This is a genomic window from Halalkalicoccus sp. CG83, from assembly GCF_037081715.1.
GTDB classification, from domain to species: domain Archaea; phylum Halobacteriota; class Halobacteria; order Halobacteriales; family Halalkalicoccaceae; genus Halalkalicoccus; species Halalkalicoccus ordinarius.
This window is the reverse complement of the sequence record NZ_JAZDDH010000001.1, coordinates 453,122-467,383: the sequence shown is the minus strand read 5'-3', so window position 1 is coordinate 467,383 and position 14,262 is coordinate 453,122. Positions and strand designations below refer to the sequence as shown.

The window sequence follows — 14,262 nt, the reverse complement described above, 5'->3', positions numbered from 1 at the left end:
TCGAGAAGGTCGGTCATGAAGGTTCTCGTGACCGTCGCGGAGGTGGCGACCGTCGAGGAGGACTTCGAGATCGACGGATCGGCTATCGACGAGCGATACCTCGAGTACGACCTGAACGAGTGGGACGACTACGCCATCGAGGAGGGCGTCCAGCTCGCGGAGGAGGGGGTTGCAGACGAGGTCGTCGCCGTCACGATCGGTCCCGAGCGAAGCGAGGAGACGATCCGGATGGCGCTCGCGAAGGGGGCCGACAGGGCGATCCGGATCTGGGACGAGTCGTTCGAGGATACCCTGCTCGACGTCGCCGCCAAGACGCGGATCCTCGAGGCCGTCGTCGAGCGGGAGGAGCCCGACCTCGTCCTAACGGGGGTCCAGGCCAGCGACGACATGTTCAGCGCGACCGGGGTAGCGCTCGCGGACGCCATCGGCGTCGAGTGGGCCGCGGTCGTCAACGGCCTCGATCACGACTTCGAGGACGGAGTCGCGAGCGTTCGTCGCGAACTCGAGGGCGGCGTCGAGGAGCTCACCGACGTCGAACTGCCTGCCGTACTCACGATCCAGACGGGGATCAACGACCCCCGCTACGCGAGCCTGCGGGGGATCCGCCAGGCCCAGCAGAAGGAGATCGCCGCGACGTCACTCGCGGACCTCGGACTCGACGCGTCGGCGGTCGAGAGCCGGCTTCGGCTGACGGAGATGTACGAACCCGAGGTCGAGAGCGACGCGACGATCATCCAGGGCGGCCCGGAGGACGCGGCCGTCCAGCTCGCGAGCGTCCTGCGCGAGAAGGGGGTGGGCGCGGAATGACGGACGTCCTCGCGATCGCCGAACACCGCCGCGGAACGCTGCGCGACGTGAGCTACGAGCTGATCACCGCCGGGCGCGAGCTCGCGGAGGAGACGGACGGCGAGCTCCACCTCGCAGTGATCGGCGGTCACCTCGAGGAGTTCACTCGGCTGCTCTCGAAGGAGGGCGTCGACGTGATCCACGCCGTCTCCAACGGCGAGGAGTTCAACCACGACGTCTACACCCAAATCGCCGAGGGGCTCGTCGAGGAGATCGATCCCGGTGTAGTGCTCGTCCCGAACAGCGTCAACGGGCTCGACTACGGCCCCGCGCTCGCGAACCGGCTGGGACGCCCGCTGGTGAGCGACGTGACGGACGCCTCGTTCGACGGTGAGGCGCTCTCGACGACCCGCGAGATGTACGGATCGAAGGTCGAGACCACCGTCGAGGTCGACGCCGAGCGCACCGTGGTGATGATCCGCGGCGGCGAGTGGCCAAGCGCCGACGATTCGGGCGATCCGGAGATCCGCGAGCGCGACGCGTCGATCGACGAGAGCGCCGTCCGCTCGACGGTCAGGGCGTTCGAGGAGGTCGGCGGCGGCGACGTCGACATCGCGGACGCCGAGGTGCTCGTGAGCGTGGGTCGGGGCATCGACGAGGAGGAGAACCTCGAACTCGTCGAGGAGCTCGCCGACGCGCTCGACGCGACGCTCTCGGCCTCGCGACCGATCGTCGACAGCGGCTGGCTCGAGAAGAACCGACAGGTCGGCCAGTCGGGTAAGACCGTCACCCCGAAGATCTACATCGCGATCGGGATCTCCGGTGCGGTCCAGCACGTCGCCGGCATGAAGGGGAGCGAGACGATCATCGCGATCAACACCGATCCGAACGCGCCGATCTTCGACATCGCCGACTACGGCATCGTCGAGGACCTCTTCGACGTGGTGCCGGCGTTGATCGAGGAGTTCGAGAGGTGACCGAGGCGTTCGAATAGACCATCGTCCTCGTCGGGGAACCCGTGCTAGCACCGCTCCATCTATGTTTATTGCCGTGCGGAACCATTAAGAACGTGATTCTGCTGGCCAGAGTCGGATACAGCTAATGACGATTAACGTACGGTCTCTCGGAGTGAACGCTCGAACGACGACCCGGATCAACCGGGCGGGTATGGCGGCCATCGCGGGTTCGATCGCGCTCGCGATCAGCCTGATCGGACACGAAGTCGCTCGGTATCGCGGCATCGACGGGACCATCGACGTCCCCGGCACGCTCGGATTCTTCCTGAGCTATGGCAGTCTCTCGCTCGCGTGGGGCTTGCTGTTCCTCGGATCGCTTGGATTCGCGGCACTGGTGATGCGCACCGACGACCGTCTGGTGAAGGTCGGCGCGGGCGCGGTAAGTCTCGGGTTAGCCGGTACTGCTCTCGGGTTCGGCTTCGCGGCACTCGCCGGCCTCGCCGGTCTCGGAGACGTCGCCATGATCGGCGAGATGATCGCCGCCCCCAGCATGATGCTCCTCTTCACGCTCGGATCGCTCGTGTTGGGCATCGAACTCCTGCGGACCGAGATCGTCTCCCGGGCGATCGCAGGGCTGATGACCGCCGTCGGTCCCGGGATGATCCTGGGAGTCATGATCGGCGTACCCGTCCTCGATATCGTGCTGTTCGCCGGCCCGGTCTGTGCCGTCTGGGCGTTGATCGGGTACGACCTGCTCAGCACGGACACGACGATCGAGGAGCCGTCGGCGGTTCCGGCCTGAATTCGGGTTTGAAGGGTTTCGGGTTTTGAGGTTTAGAACGGACGTTTTCGTATCACGTGAGGGGTACGACGGTCGATCGACGGTAGGCTTTTGTCGACGACCCGTCTCGGTACGCGTCATGGCTCGGGGAGAGTCGGGATGGCTTCTAGACGAGTTCCCGTACGTTCGCCTGGGTGACGGCTCCCGGCCGCTCGTCGTCCTGCCCGGCGCGACCGATCCGCTGTTTGACGGGAACTACCCACGGCTCGCCGTCCACCTCCTCGGGCGGTACTACCATCGGTTCACCGACGACTACACCGTCTACGTGATCAGCCGACCCCGCGGACTCGAGGCGGGGAAGACGATCCGGGACATGGCCGACGACTACGCACGCGTTCTCGAGGAGGAAATCGGGACGGCAGCGGTCTGGGGCCTCTCGATGGGTGGTTGCATCGCCCAGCAGCTCGCGGTCGAACACCCCACCCTCGTCGACGAACTCGTCCTCGGGGTCACGGGGACCCGGATCGCGGAGGGCGCTCGCGAACGCGTCGACGAGATGCGACGGCGCGCGTACGATCACGACTGGCAGGCGATCCGCGCGGCCATCGCCGCCGGAATGTTCAGCGACTGGCGACGGATGGTCTATCCGTCGATGACGGCATCGGTCGGTCGGTTCACGTTGCCGACGCCGGCAGTCCCCTCGGACGCCTGGATCTCGATCGAGGCGCTGCTCGACTACGACGGTCGACGAAGCGTCGGCGGGATCCGCGCGCCGACGCTCGTCATCGGCGGCGAGAACGACCCGTTCTTCCCGCCCGCGATCCTCGAGGAGACGGCCGAGGCGATTCCGGACGCGGAGCTTCACGTGATTCAGGGGGCCAGACACGGCGCGTTCCACACCCACAAGCCGACGTTCGAGCGGCGGATATTGGCGTTTCTCGACGGTCGGTGACGCTCAGGAACGTGCTTCGAGCCAGTCGCACACCGCCGGCCAGCCCTCCTGGTGGACCTCGGGAGCGACCGACAGCCCGACGTGTGTCGTCGGGAACTCGATGGTCGCCGCGTCCTCGCTCGGAACGCGATCGAGGAACGGCTCGTACGCCCCGGGCGGGACGAAGCCGTCCTCCGCACCGACGACCAGCACCACCGGCACCTCGATGGCGTCAAGGTCGACGCGCTCGCCGCCGCCGAACAGCTCGTTCTCGATCAGCCGGTTCCCTCGAACGGCTTCTCGACGATCCCCCGGTAGGTCCCCCCGGGTACGTCCATCCCGCCGACCGCCCACTCGGCCCGCCGGGCGAAGTCCTCGCGAGGTTCTGGTAGGGGCGGAGCGGGGCGCAAGCGGCGTATTCGACCGGTTTGCGTATCGACAGCCTCACGTCGAGCACGGGCGCGGAGACGGTACCGAAGACGTCGGCGCGTTCTCCTCCCCTGACCGAGCCGGTGATCCGCCGAAGGCCCGTCCGGTCCGGTCTCATGGACGTCTCACCGCCGGGTGCCGATCCGATCGCGGGCCGCGGCCACCCGGCCCAGAACCCCGTCGCTTCGTCCCCGGCGCTTGCTTCGGGCCGTGACGACGTCGAGGCCGGGGCTGTAGTAACAGACGGGATCGACGTTCGGACGGTCGAACCCGCTGGCCTCGAGGAGCGTGTTCTCGGCAATCGACGTCGTCGCCGGATGGAGCGTCCACGGCTCGTGATCGATATCGGTGTGGCGGACGGTACCGTCGGTCCCCTGGGTGTAGAGGCGCCGGCGCTCGGTGAGGAACGCGGCGCGCGAGCCGGGTTCGGGCGTGAAGGGGTCGCCGGCCGGTCCGTAGGTCGCCTCGAAGCGCGCCGGACGGTCGCCGGGGTGGAACCGTCGGCTCGCGAACTCGACGCGCTCGCCCGTCCACCGCCAGTCCATCCGGGCGTAGTAGTACGGGAGTCGATGGAACAGACGCGCGCTGAGGACGGTCGCGACGCTCCGTGCGTCGAGACTGAAGAAGTAGACCCCGGGTTCGCCCTCGTGGGTGACGTACGTCCGCAGGTTGAGTTCGGGGACGTCGAACGCGGTCCACGCGGGGAGCCCGCGGGGGCGGGTGTCGACGTTGACGAAGGGGACGACGGTCAGCCAGCCGACGCCGTCGTACGTCTGGACGGACAACGCGTCGGGGAGGTGTGAATCGAGGCGGTCGGCGTCGATCGGCCAGTTCGCGAACAGGAGATGTCCCCACCCGAACGCGAGCGGGAGGGATACGGCCATGGACGGCGTACGCGTCCGGACCGGTTAACTCCCGACGTCGGTTCGATCGCCGCCGTTTCGTCACCTACTTGCCTCGAACGGCCCGAGTTTCCGGTAATGGAGTATCTCGAGCGTCGTCGGGGGCTCGTCGACGACCGGCTGGAGGCCGTCCTCGACGAGCTCGAGCCGGATCGACTGGCCGAGGAGGTGCGCCACACCGCCCTCTCGGGGGGCAAGCGGGTGCGACCGACGATCACGGTGCTGGTCTGTGAGGCGATCGGCGGCGAACCCGAGGACGCCGTCGACTTCGGCGTCGGGATCGAACTGGTCCACAACGCCTCGCTGGTGGTCGACGACGTCATCGACCGCTCGGCGATGCGCCGGGGCGTCGGGAGCGCGTGGGCGACGTTCGGCTACGGGCCGGCGATCATCGACAGCGACGCCCAGCTCGGCGAGGCGTTCGCGCTCTTCTCGGCGGATCCGCGCGCGATGCAGACGGTCACCGAGGCGATGGTCGAGCTCGGCGAGGGCGAGGCGACCGAGCTGGTCGCCCAGCCGGAGACGGAGGGCGAGTACATGGAGCTCGCCCGGCGCAAGACCGGCGCGCTGTTTCGTGCCGCGGCGGAGCTGGGCGCGATCGCCGCCGACGCCGATGGGGTGATCGTCGAGGCCGTCGGCGAGTACGCCGAGCGGGTCGGTATCGCCTTCCAGATCCGCGACGACGTGCTCGACGCGACGGCGGACTCCGAGGAGCTCGGCAAACCGACGGGCCAGGACGACGAGATGGATCGACCCTCGCTGTTGCAGGTGACCGACCTCAGCCCCGAGGAGGCGAACGAACGCGCGCACGAGGAGAGCGATGCCGCGCTGGACGCGCTCTCCCGGATCGACGTCGAGGACGAGCAGGCGTACGAGTACCTCCGAGATCTCGCCGAGTTCGTCGTCATCCGAGAACGGTAGTCCGGTTCAGAGGCGTCCAGCAGCGGTATCCGATTCGATGTCCTACGTTCGCGTGACACCTCGATCCGTTCCGGTCCCTGACAGTCCGCCCGATAGGGAGTCACTGTTGTTCTGTCCGACCGATGGCGTATTGGATCGTCCGCGAGCGCGCACCGACGCCGGAGTGTCGCTGCCCCAACCGTACTACTCGGATCACGGAACGCGGACATGGACACGGACGGGAAGGCGAAGACGACCGCGAGGGCGGACGTTCGGACGATCTCGCCGTCCGGCTGATGGTAACGGAGCTTCGCGCGGCGGCCGGTGGGTCCGTCCGTTCAGCCATCGGCGAACCCGCACCTGGGCGCTCGAGAGCTACAAACCGGAAACGCGGGCGGGTCTAGAGATCGACCGATCACACCATCCACCGTCAACCCCGCAGAGCCATTTCTCGCGATCGGTGCTGCCGTCACCGGCCGTTAGCAGTACGAGAGATCACCAGTGGTCGCCGCCGTAGTAGGGACCTGGATCCGTGGTACGTCGTGCCGAAACGGCGCGATCGATCTCCCAGCGGAGGAGCTCCCAGAGCTCCGGACGGGACGTCTCGGTGGCACTGAACAGCCGCTCGACGTCCTCCGGGGAGTGTTCGGCCGCGAGCTCCGCGGTCGCATCGGGTAGCACGTAATCGATCCTCCCCGTCTGCAATCGGAACACCCGTTTCGGCCGACGTTCGAGAAGGCCCCGATCCGCCAACCCGTCCTTGGCGCTATCGATCACGTACTTCCAGGGGTCCTCCCGACCCCCGTCGAAGAACGCGTCGACGAGGGCGGCGACGAGTACCCATCGGGGCCCTCCTGATACTGGATCTCCTCGAGGAACGCCGGGATCGCCCACTCGAAGGTAAATCGGGGCCAGGACGGAGCTTCCCCGGCGTGCTCGACGAACAGGGCCGTCCGCGATCGGAGCCCGAACCAGCGCGATAGTTCGCCCGTCTCGAACCGGATCGCGTCCCTCTCCTCGTTCGAGAGGAACGCCGCCATCAGAATCGCCGTTCCCAGCCGGTCCGCGGCGACCGTTCAATCCGCGTGGAGGAGACGGACGTTTCCGACGAGACGTTTCTCGGCGAATCGCTCGCCGTTGAGCAGGACGGTCTCGCTCGGCGTCAGTTCGTCCATGGTCCGTGGCTACGGGATCGGACGTTTAGTATTGGTAGTTCGCGTTCACGTCGGCTCCGCTCGGCGCTCGAAGCGCGACTCCGCGATGGCGAATGTGAGCGTGCTCACCAGCCCGAGCAGCGTGCCGACGGTGAGCGCGACGGCGACGTACGGCAGCGTCTGGTAGCCGAGGACGAACGCGCTCACCGCGTAGAGGACGACCGCGATCGAGACGACGTAGAACGGCGCGTTGAGATAGCGCCACTCGAAGCGATCGGCGAGGTACTCGTCGGTTATCTGGCCGAGGCTAGAGGTGATCCCGGCGGCGGCGAACCACTGGACTGCGCCGTAGACGAGCGCCGCGATGATCTCGAGCGCGCTCGGATCCATCTCCGTTCGCACCTCCTCGACGGCCTCGATCCCGCCGACACCGCCGATGAAAAGCAGGGCGGCGGCGACGACGTAGGTGATGAGCGTCACTCGGCCGGTGTAGAGCAGCTGTCGGCCGCGTTCGGCGTACTCGTCGACGGTCTCCTCGAGACCGAGCCCCCGGAAGAGGACGTAGAGACCGAGGAGCGCCGAGAGCATCCCGAAGACGCTTCCCGGAAGACCGAGTAGGTTCGCGACGGCGACGAGGGGGTAGATCAACAGCAGGATTCCCAGGGGAACGAGTATCGTCCCCCGCGTCTCGGGGTCGTTCAGTACCTGCTTGATCGTGTAGTACATCGACTCGAGGTCCTGTGCCTGGCGGACGACCACCCGCCGGACGCCGTCGACGGGCACCCGCGAGCGGATCACGGGGACGACGCTCTCGTCCTGCGCGCCGTCGGTGACGACGATCGCTGAGACCGACTCGCCGGTCGCGAGGCCGGCGAGCACGCGATCGAGCTCCGCGCCGACCTCCCGGTTGGCGCTCACGTCGGCCTTCTCGTTGCCGGTGATGGCGGCGACCTCGACGGTCTCGCCCTCGCCGGCGAGGTCGTCGTGGAGGTGGACGCCCTGAAAGAGGACGTTCACGTCCGAATCCTCGGGATCCGCGGTCGCGAGCGCGACGGCGGCCGCCTCGACGTTTCCGCGACCGACCACCGGCGTCTCGAAGTCGGTCTTGCGGCCGACGTCGTCGTCGAGGTCGACGCACAACACCAGCAACATCGATCGGGTCTACGCGGCGGTCGGATAAGGACCTTCGGGCTCTCGGCTCTTCGGCGCCGGACCGGGCGGGACGGGACGAGCGAACGGCGCCGGCGATCGCGAGCGTCGATCGATCCCGCACGTCTTTTGTCGGTCGGGACCGTTCGTCCGGTACGAAATGATCTCGAAGGGCTGTGAGCAGTGCGCCAAGGGCGGCAAGATGGTACTGTTCGTCTACGGCTACTGCGACCAGCGCGACTGCTTCTACTGTCCCCTGGGGGAGAACCGCAAGAACGTCACCCAGGTGTACGCGAACGAGCGGCCCGTCGAGACCGACGATGACGTCCTCGAGGAGGCGAGACGGATGGAGGCGCTCGGGACCTCGATCACGGGAGGCGAGCCCCAGGAGGCGATGAACCGGACCTGCCGGTATCTCCGCCTGCTGAAGGAGGAGTTCGGCGACGACCACCACACCCACCTCTACACCGGAATCACCGGCGGCCGTGAGAACATGCGCCGGCTCTCGGAGGCGGGTCTCGACGAGATCCGCTTCCACCCGCCGTTCGAGCAGTGGGGCGAACTCCACGGTACCGAGTGGGAGGAGATCCTCTACGTCGCCCGCGAGGAGGGACTGACGCCGGCGTTCGAGATCCCCGGGATCCGTTCCGAGAGCGAGTTCCTCGACTTCCTCGACGAGGGGGCTGCCGAGTTCTGTAACGTCAACCAGTTCGAGATGAGCGACGGCAACTACCGCCGGATGCAGGAGGAGGGCTACGAGCTCGAGGACGGCCACATGAGCGCTGTCGAGGGCTCGAAGGCGATCCTCGAGGAGATGGGCGATCACCCGAAGGTCTACTTCTGTACGAGCGTGTTCAAGGACGCAGCCCAGCACCGAAACCGGCTCAAGCGGATGGCCCGAACCGTCAGACGAGAGTTCGACGAGATCACCGACGACGGCACGCTCGTCTACGGGAAGACCCGCGAACCCGAGACGCGGCTTCGCGAACTCGGCGTCCCCGAGGAGTTCTACACGGCGAAGTCCGAGCACGTCGAACTGGCGTGGTGGCTCCTCGAGGAGATGGTCGAGGAGGGCGACGTCGCGAACGGCGAGATCGTCGAGCAGTATCCGACCTACGACGGTACCGTCGTCGAACGAACGCCGCTGGCATGATCAGCCGTTTTTGGTGCGGGTTTTTCCGCGAGCGAACGCCGTTAGCGTAGGCGGCTTTTCGTCGACGTTTTCCGGTGAGCGGGTCGCTCTGCGATCCCGTACCGAAAGAGGTCGGACGGCAGGGTGGTCGAACGCTCGCCGCTGGCGTGACGACTCACGGTTCCGGTTGCAGGTTCAGCGCGGGAGAACGGAGGCAACGAGAAATCGGTTCGCAAGCGTTTAGACCACTGCTCGGCAACTAGGGCACATGTCGGACTGTCCACTCGCGGACGAGTGCCCGAGCTACTCCGAGCGGATCTCGGGCATGGGGTGTCAACACTACGGGGATCGGGGGGGTGCCGAGTGGTGCAACCACTACAGCCAGCCGATCCGCGATCTCAAGGGACAGCCGGTCCAGCCGGGCGAGGAGGTCGTCGTCGACGTCACCGACATCCACGAGAGCGGCGCCGGAGTCGGACGGACCGACGACGGCTTCATCGTGCTGGTCGACGGCATCCTGCCCGACGCCCGCGCCCGCGTGAAGATCTCGCAAGTTCGATCGAACCACGCCCGTGCGGACGAACTCGAACGTCTGCCGATGGACGAGGCGGACGACGAGACGTCGGACGAGGAGGTCGAGGGAACCGAGGACGACGGGGACGACGAGTCGAACGAGCAGCCGAGCCGGCCGGCCCGCGAGCGACTGGGCAGTCGCGACAACTTCTGGGGCTCGTAGCGAGCGGACGCGACATTTATCCAGCCGACCCCCCCACGTGAGAACGGACAGTCATGGACGACCCGAGCGCCGACGACCTCGACGCCGAATCGATCCTCGAGAAGGTCGGCTTCGAGGCGGAGACGAACGTCCTGACCCGCCGACAGGCGGAGGTGCTCGCGCTGCGGGAGCGTGGCGTCGCACAGACGACCATCGCCACCCGGCTCGGCACGTCCCGGGCGAACGTCTCGAGCATCGAAGCAAGCGCACGCACGAACGTCGAGAAGGCGCGGGAGACGGTCGCGTTCGCCGAGGCGCTCGACGCACCCGTCCGCGTGGAGGTCGAGGCGGGCACCGATCTCTACGACATCCCATCAAGAGTGTACGCGGCCTGCGACGACGCGGGCGTGAAGGTGAACCAGACCGCGCCCGAACTGATGAAGTCGGTCAGCGACGCCGCCGGCGACGCGATCAGCGGGCGCGCGGTCAAGCGCGACCTGCTCGTCGGCGTCACCGTCGACGGGAGCGTCCAGGTCCGCCGCTCGAGGGTCGAGTAGCGTTTCGGTCGACCCGCACCACGACGGCGGTGTCGAACGGGACGAGGGCGCCGATGGGAACGCGTCGAAACACCCGACTCCTCGTCGGCGTAGGGGACTACCAGGTCTCGATCGTGTCGGCGTGGAGGTCCTCGACGCAACCCTCACAATCGGGGTGATCGGCATCGAAACAGGCCGGGCGGTCCTCCTCGTCGAGCATAACGGCGCGTTTCTCCGCGTAGCGCCGGCAGACGATCCTCACGCGACCGGACTCATCACGTGGAGGTCCCTCGCGGTCGGCGCCACGACCGTTCCGAGAGGAGCCACGGGCCCGCTCGTACTGCCGACCCGCCTCCCGGATCTTCGAGCGCAGAAACCGGTTCACGCGTCGCCGATCGACCATGTCGTCGGTAGCGGATCGGCGTACAAAGACCCGTCGCCCTCGAATCACCTCCCCTTTCATGTGCAGGTGTGTGCCTCCAAGTGGCGAGCCATCGAAATCGGAGGAGATGGTCTACGAACTACCCGACCTGCCGTACGCGTACGACGCGCTCGAACCGACGATCGACGCCCGCATCATGGAACTGCACCACTCGGCGCACCACCAGGGCTACGTCGACGGCGCCAACGCCGCCCTCGACGAGCTGGAAGGGATGCGTGAGTCGGGTGATTTCGAGGGGATCAAGCACGCCAAGCGCGATCTCTCGTTCAACCTCTCGGGTCACGTGAACCACTCGATCTTCTGGCAGAACATGAGTCCCGACGGCGGCGGCGAACCCGGCGGCGAGCTCGCGGACGCGATCGCTGAGGGGTTCGGCTCGTTCGACGACTTCCGAAGCGAGTTCGGCGAGGCGGCTAAGGCCGTCGAGAGCAACGGCTGGGCCTGGCTGTTCTACGAGCCCGTCGGCGACCGACTCATCGTCGGCCAGGTCGAGAGCCAGAACCGCCTCGCCCATCAGGGTGCGACGCCGCTGCTGGGGCTCGACGTCTGGGAACACGCCTACTACCTCCAGTACGAGAACGAACGCGGCGAGTACGTCGAGTCGTGGTGGGACGTCGTCGACTGGGACGACGTGAGCGCGCGCTACGACGAGGCCCGAGCCCGCGTCGAGGACGACCACGGAGACTCAGACGAACGGGACGAGTGAGATGAGCCGGGACATCCCGATCATCGAACTCGACCGACGCCGGGTCCTGCAGGGGCTCGGCCTCGCCGGCGCCGGCGCGCTCGCAGGTGCGGGCGTTCAGGGCGTCGGCGCGAGCGGGGACGAGAAGGAACCGGGGTCGGACGCCGGCCTCGATGGGTCGTACGAGGCGGGCGAGTACACGCTTCCCGACCTGCCGTACGCGTACGACGCGCTCGAACCGACGATCGACGCCCGGATCATGGAACTGCACCACTCGGCGCACCACCGGGGCTACGTCGACGGGACGAACGACGCCCTCGAACGGCTCCAGGGGCTGCGCGAATCCGACGATTTCGAGGGGATCAAACGTGCGAAGCGCGACCTCTCGTTCAATCTCTCGGGTCACGTCAACCACTCGATCTTCTGGCGGAACATGAGTCCCGACGGCGGCGGCGATCCTCAAGGAACGCTCTGCCAGCGGTTGATCGAGGAGTTCGGTTCGGTCGAGCGGTTTCGCGAGGAGTTCAGCGAGGCGGCCAAGGCCGTCGAGAGCAACGGCTGGGCCTGGCTGTTCTACGAACCGGTGGCCGATCAGCTGATCGTCGGCCAGGTCGAGAGCCAGAACCGCCTCGCTCACCAGAACGCAACGCCGCTGCTGGGGCTCGACGTCTGGGAGCACGCCTACTACCTCCAGTACGAGAACCGACGGGGGGAATACGTCGACGCCTGGTGGGACGTCGTCGACTGGGACGACGTCGCCGCGCGCTTCAAGGCCGCGAAGGCGTACTGGTAAGCCCCGTCGTTTCACTTTCACCACGCTCGCGGAACTTTTTATACCATCGGGCTCCAACCACCGTATGTCTCCCATTGGAAAACGAAGCGGAGACAGTGAGACCATGACAGACCTGCGACAAGAAGCGGAAGCGATAGCGGACCAGTTCTCGGAGCACCTCGACGTCGACGTCGACGAGGTCGAAGCTCGACTCGACACCCTCGTTAGCGAGTACAAGATCCCCGCCGAGGAGGCCCGACGAAGCGTAACGAACCACTACCTCGACGAGGCCGACATGGACCGTGACGAGCTCGGCCGCGGTGGGAACGCCGAGGTCGAGCTCGCCGAGATCGACGCTGCCGAACAGTGGGTCGACCTGACGGCGAAGGTGATCGACCTCTGGGAGCCACGCAGCGACTCGATCGCCCAGGTAGGCCTGCTCGGCGACCCCTCGGGGCGGATGAAGTTCACCAAGTGGGCGAAATCGGAGCTGCCGGAGCTCGAGGAGGGCTCGGTCTACCGGCTCGAGAACGTCGTCACGGACGAGTACCAGGGTCAGTACTCGGTGAAGCTCAACCGAACGACGACCATCACCGAACTCGACGAGGAACTCGAGGTCGGCGACGACACGACGGAGATCGAGGGCGCGCTCGTCGACATCCAGTCCGGATCCGGACTGATCAAGCGCTGTCCCGAGGAGGGCTGTACGCGCGTCCTCCAGAACGGCCGGTGCTCGGAACACGGCGAGGTCGACGGCGAGTTCGACCTGCGGATCAAGGGCGTGCTCGACGACGGCCGTGAGGTCCAGGAGGTCATCTTCAATCAGGAGGCGACCGAGGACGTCGCCGGAATCGACCTCGCGGAGGCCAAACAGATGGCAATGGACGCGCTCGATACGACGGTCGTCGCCGACGAGATCCGTGCGAAGATCCTCGGTCAGTACTACCGCGTGACCGGACCGACGTTCGGCCGCTACGTGCTCGCCGACGAGGTCGAGGAACTCGGCGGACCGGCGGATGCGGAGGAGACGCTGATCAAAGCGAGGTCGATCTAAATGAGTCAAGCACCCACCCGAGAACTGGCCCAGCGCGTCTTCGCACGCGAGTTCAACGACGCCAGTTACACGTTCAAGGAATCGGACGACGAACGAGCGCCGCTCTACCTGCTGCTCCCGACCGGCGAACGTGCGAACCGCGTGTTCGTCGTCGGCACGCTGACCGAGAAGACCGACGTCGGCGAGGAGAGCGAGTACTGGCAGGGCCGCGTGGTCGATCCGACGGGGACGTTCTTCGTCTACGCCGGCCAGTACCAGCCCGAGGCGACGAACTTCCTCCGGGAGGCCGAGCCGCCCACGTACGTCGCCGTCGTCGGGAAGCCCCGTACCTACGAGACCGACGACGGTTCGATCAACGTCTCGCTACGGCCCGAGTCGATCACCGAGGTCGATGCCGCGACGCGCGATCGGTGGGTCGTCGAGACCGCGAACCGAACGCTCGAACGCATCGACCGGTTCGACGACGAGACCAACGAGTACGCCGAGATGGCCCGCGAGGAGTACGACCTCCCGATCGAGAACTATCACCGCGAACTGCTGACCGCGCTCGAGAGTCTCGACGAGACCGAGGCCGACGCGGAAGCGACGGCGTAGCCGCGCACCGTTTTCGAAAACAGCGGCCCGACAGTCGTCGGAACCGAAGACGCCCGGGTGGTTCCAGCACCCGAACAGGGCCGTATCCGAAGCCCATGACCACCGATACAAGCCGAAGACAAGAACGTATCGACCGAACCGAAGAGCGGACGTCTCCCAGTGCCGGCTGGCGAGCGGTGTACGCCGCGATGGGCGTCCCGTCCGATGGCGGAGCCGAAACCGAGACGTCGTCGAAGGCGCGTAACGACCACACGCTCGACGAGTACGCCGACCGAGTGCCGTCCCGGACGAACGACCGGACCGAGCGAAACGGTCATAACGCCGTGACGTCGGACTGAGGACCG

General features: G+C 66.8%; 19 protein-coding genes. 13 read left to right on the top strand and 6 right to left on the bottom strand.

Annotation, left to right across the window (positions count from 1 at the left end):
* Positions 1-15: 15 nt before the first annotated feature.
* From V0Z78_RS02375 to V0Z78_RS02360, 4 genes are all read left to right on the top strand, one after another.
* On the top strand, positions 16-807 hold the full coding sequence (locus tag V0Z78_RS02375; RefSeq protein ID WP_336343017.1) for an electron transfer flavoprotein subunit beta/FixA family protein: 792 nt from the start codon (positions 16-18) through the stop codon (positions 805-807).
* The gene (locus V0Z78_RS02370) at positions 804-1,763 is read left to right on the top strand and encodes an electron transfer flavoprotein subunit alpha/FixB family protein (protein WP_336343016.1); all 960 of its coding nucleotides are present in this window, start codon (positions 804-806) and stop codon (positions 1,761-1,763) included. Before V0Z78_RS02375 ends, V0Z78_RS02370 begins: the two co-directional genes overlap by 4 nt.
* A 151-nt stretch (positions 1,764-1,914) precedes the next feature.
* Positions 1,915-2,544 (top strand): hypothetical protein, encoded by a 630-nt coding sequence (locus V0Z78_RS02365; protein WP_336343015.1) that lies wholly within the window; start codon positions 1,915-1,917, stop codon positions 2,542-2,544.
* Positions 2,545-2,662: 118 nt separating this feature from the next.
* The gene (locus V0Z78_RS02360; RefSeq protein WP_336343014.1) at positions 2,663-3,475 is read left to right on the top strand and encodes an alpha/beta fold hydrolase; all 813 of its coding nucleotides are present in this window, start codon (positions 2,663-2,665) and stop codon (positions 3,473-3,475) included.
* 3 nt (positions 3,476-3,478) lie between these two features.
* Here the strand turns inward: V0Z78_RS02360 and V0Z78_RS02355 are convergent, their stop codons facing one another.
* Both V0Z78_RS02355 and V0Z78_RS02350 read right to left on the bottom strand, forming a co-directional pair.
* The gene (locus V0Z78_RS02355) at positions 3,479-3,808 is read right to left on the bottom strand and encodes a hypothetical protein (RefSeq protein WP_336343013.1); all 330 of its coding nucleotides are present in this window, start codon (positions 3,806-3,808) and stop codon (positions 3,479-3,481) included.
* A gap of 200 nt (positions 3,809-4,008) precedes the next feature.
* Complete coding sequence (locus V0Z78_RS02350; RefSeq protein WP_336343012.1) at positions 4,009-4,767, bottom strand: YqjF family protein; 759 nt, start codon at positions 4,765-4,767, stop codon at positions 4,009-4,011.
* A gap of 96 nt (positions 4,768-4,863) precedes the next feature.
* Between V0Z78_RS02350 and V0Z78_RS02345 the strand changes: the two genes are divergently transcribed.
* Positions 4,864-5,706: a polyprenyl synthetase family protein gene (locus tag V0Z78_RS02345; protein ID WP_336343011.1), complete on the top strand. Its 843-nt coding sequence runs from the start codon at positions 4,864-4,866 to the stop codon at positions 5,704-5,706.
* A gap of 474 nt (positions 5,707-6,180) precedes the next feature.
* Here the strand turns inward: V0Z78_RS02345 and V0Z78_RS02340 are convergent, their stop codons facing one another.
* The 3 genes from V0Z78_RS02340 to V0Z78_RS02330 form a co-directional block, all read right to left on the bottom strand.
* Positions 6,181-6,462 (bottom strand): hypothetical protein, encoded by a 282-nt coding sequence (locus tag V0Z78_RS02340; RefSeq protein WP_336343010.1) that lies wholly within the window; start codon positions 6,460-6,462, stop codon positions 6,181-6,183.
* Positions 6,459-6,725, bottom strand: coding sequence for a hypothetical protein (locus V0Z78_RS02335; RefSeq protein WP_336343009.1), 267 nt, complete (start codon positions 6,723-6,725; stop codon positions 6,459-6,461). Before V0Z78_RS02335 ends, V0Z78_RS02340 begins: the two co-directional genes overlap by 4 nt.
* Positions 6,726-6,905: 180 nt before the next feature.
* On the bottom strand, positions 6,906-7,991 hold the full coding sequence (locus V0Z78_RS02330) for a DUF373 family protein (protein ID WP_336343008.1): 1,086 nt from the start codon (positions 7,989-7,991) through the stop codon (positions 6,906-6,908).
* Positions 7,992-8,148: 157 nt separating this feature from the next.
* On the opposite strand from V0Z78_RS02330, the gene V0Z78_RS02325 reads away from it, so the two are divergent.
* From V0Z78_RS02325 to V0Z78_RS02315, 3 genes are all read left to right on the top strand, one after another.
* The gene (locus V0Z78_RS02325; protein ID WP_336343007.1) at positions 8,149-9,141 is read left to right on the top strand and encodes a radical SAM protein; all 993 of its coding nucleotides are present in this window, start codon (positions 8,149-8,151) and stop codon (positions 9,139-9,141) included.
* A 247-nt stretch (positions 9,142-9,388) separates the two neighbouring features.
* Positions 9,389-9,856, top strand: coding sequence for a TRAM domain-containing protein (locus tag V0Z78_RS02320; protein WP_336343006.1), 468 nt, complete (start codon positions 9,389-9,391; stop codon positions 9,854-9,856).
* 53 nt (positions 9,857-9,909) lie between these two features.
* Complete coding sequence (locus V0Z78_RS02315) at positions 9,910-10,392, top strand: Tfx family DNA-binding protein (protein ID WP_336343005.1); 483 nt, start codon at positions 9,910-9,912, stop codon at positions 10,390-10,392.
* A gap of 97 nt (positions 10,393-10,489) precedes the next feature.
* Here the strand turns inward: V0Z78_RS02315 and V0Z78_RS02310 are convergent, their stop codons facing one another.
* Positions 10,490-10,774 (bottom strand): DUF7091 family protein, encoded by a 285-nt coding sequence (locus V0Z78_RS02310; RefSeq protein ID WP_336343004.1) that lies wholly within the window; start codon positions 10,772-10,774, stop codon positions 10,490-10,492.
* Between the two features lie 106 nt (positions 10,775-10,880).
* Between V0Z78_RS02310 and V0Z78_RS02305 the strand changes: the two genes are divergently transcribed.
* The 5 genes from V0Z78_RS02305 to V0Z78_RS02285 all read left to right on the top strand — a co-directional run bounded on the left by V0Z78_RS02305 (position 10,881) and on the right by V0Z78_RS02285 (position 14,256).
* Complete coding sequence (locus V0Z78_RS02305) at positions 10,881-11,519, top strand: superoxide dismutase (protein WP_336343003.1); 639 nt, start codon at positions 10,881-10,883, stop codon at positions 11,517-11,519.
* A gap of 1 nt (position 11,520) precedes the next feature.
* Positions 11,521-12,291 (top strand): superoxide dismutase, encoded by a 771-nt coding sequence (locus V0Z78_RS02300; protein ID WP_336343002.1) that lies wholly within the window; start codon positions 11,521-11,523, stop codon positions 12,289-12,291.
* A gap of 103 nt (positions 12,292-12,394) precedes the next feature.
* Positions 12,395-13,324, top strand: coding sequence for a replication factor A (locus tag V0Z78_RS02295; RefSeq protein WP_336343001.1), 930 nt, complete (start codon positions 12,395-12,397; stop codon positions 13,322-13,324).
* Positions 13,325-13,918 (top strand): RPA family protein, encoded by a 594-nt coding sequence (locus V0Z78_RS02290; protein ID WP_336343000.1) that lies wholly within the window; start codon positions 13,325-13,327, stop codon positions 13,916-13,918.
* Between the two features lie 95 nt (positions 13,919-14,013).
* Complete coding sequence (locus V0Z78_RS02285) at positions 14,014-14,256, top strand: hypothetical protein (RefSeq protein ID WP_336342999.1); 243 nt, start codon at positions 14,014-14,016, stop codon at positions 14,254-14,256.
* The last annotated feature ends 6 nt before the right edge of the window (positions 14,257-14,262 follow it).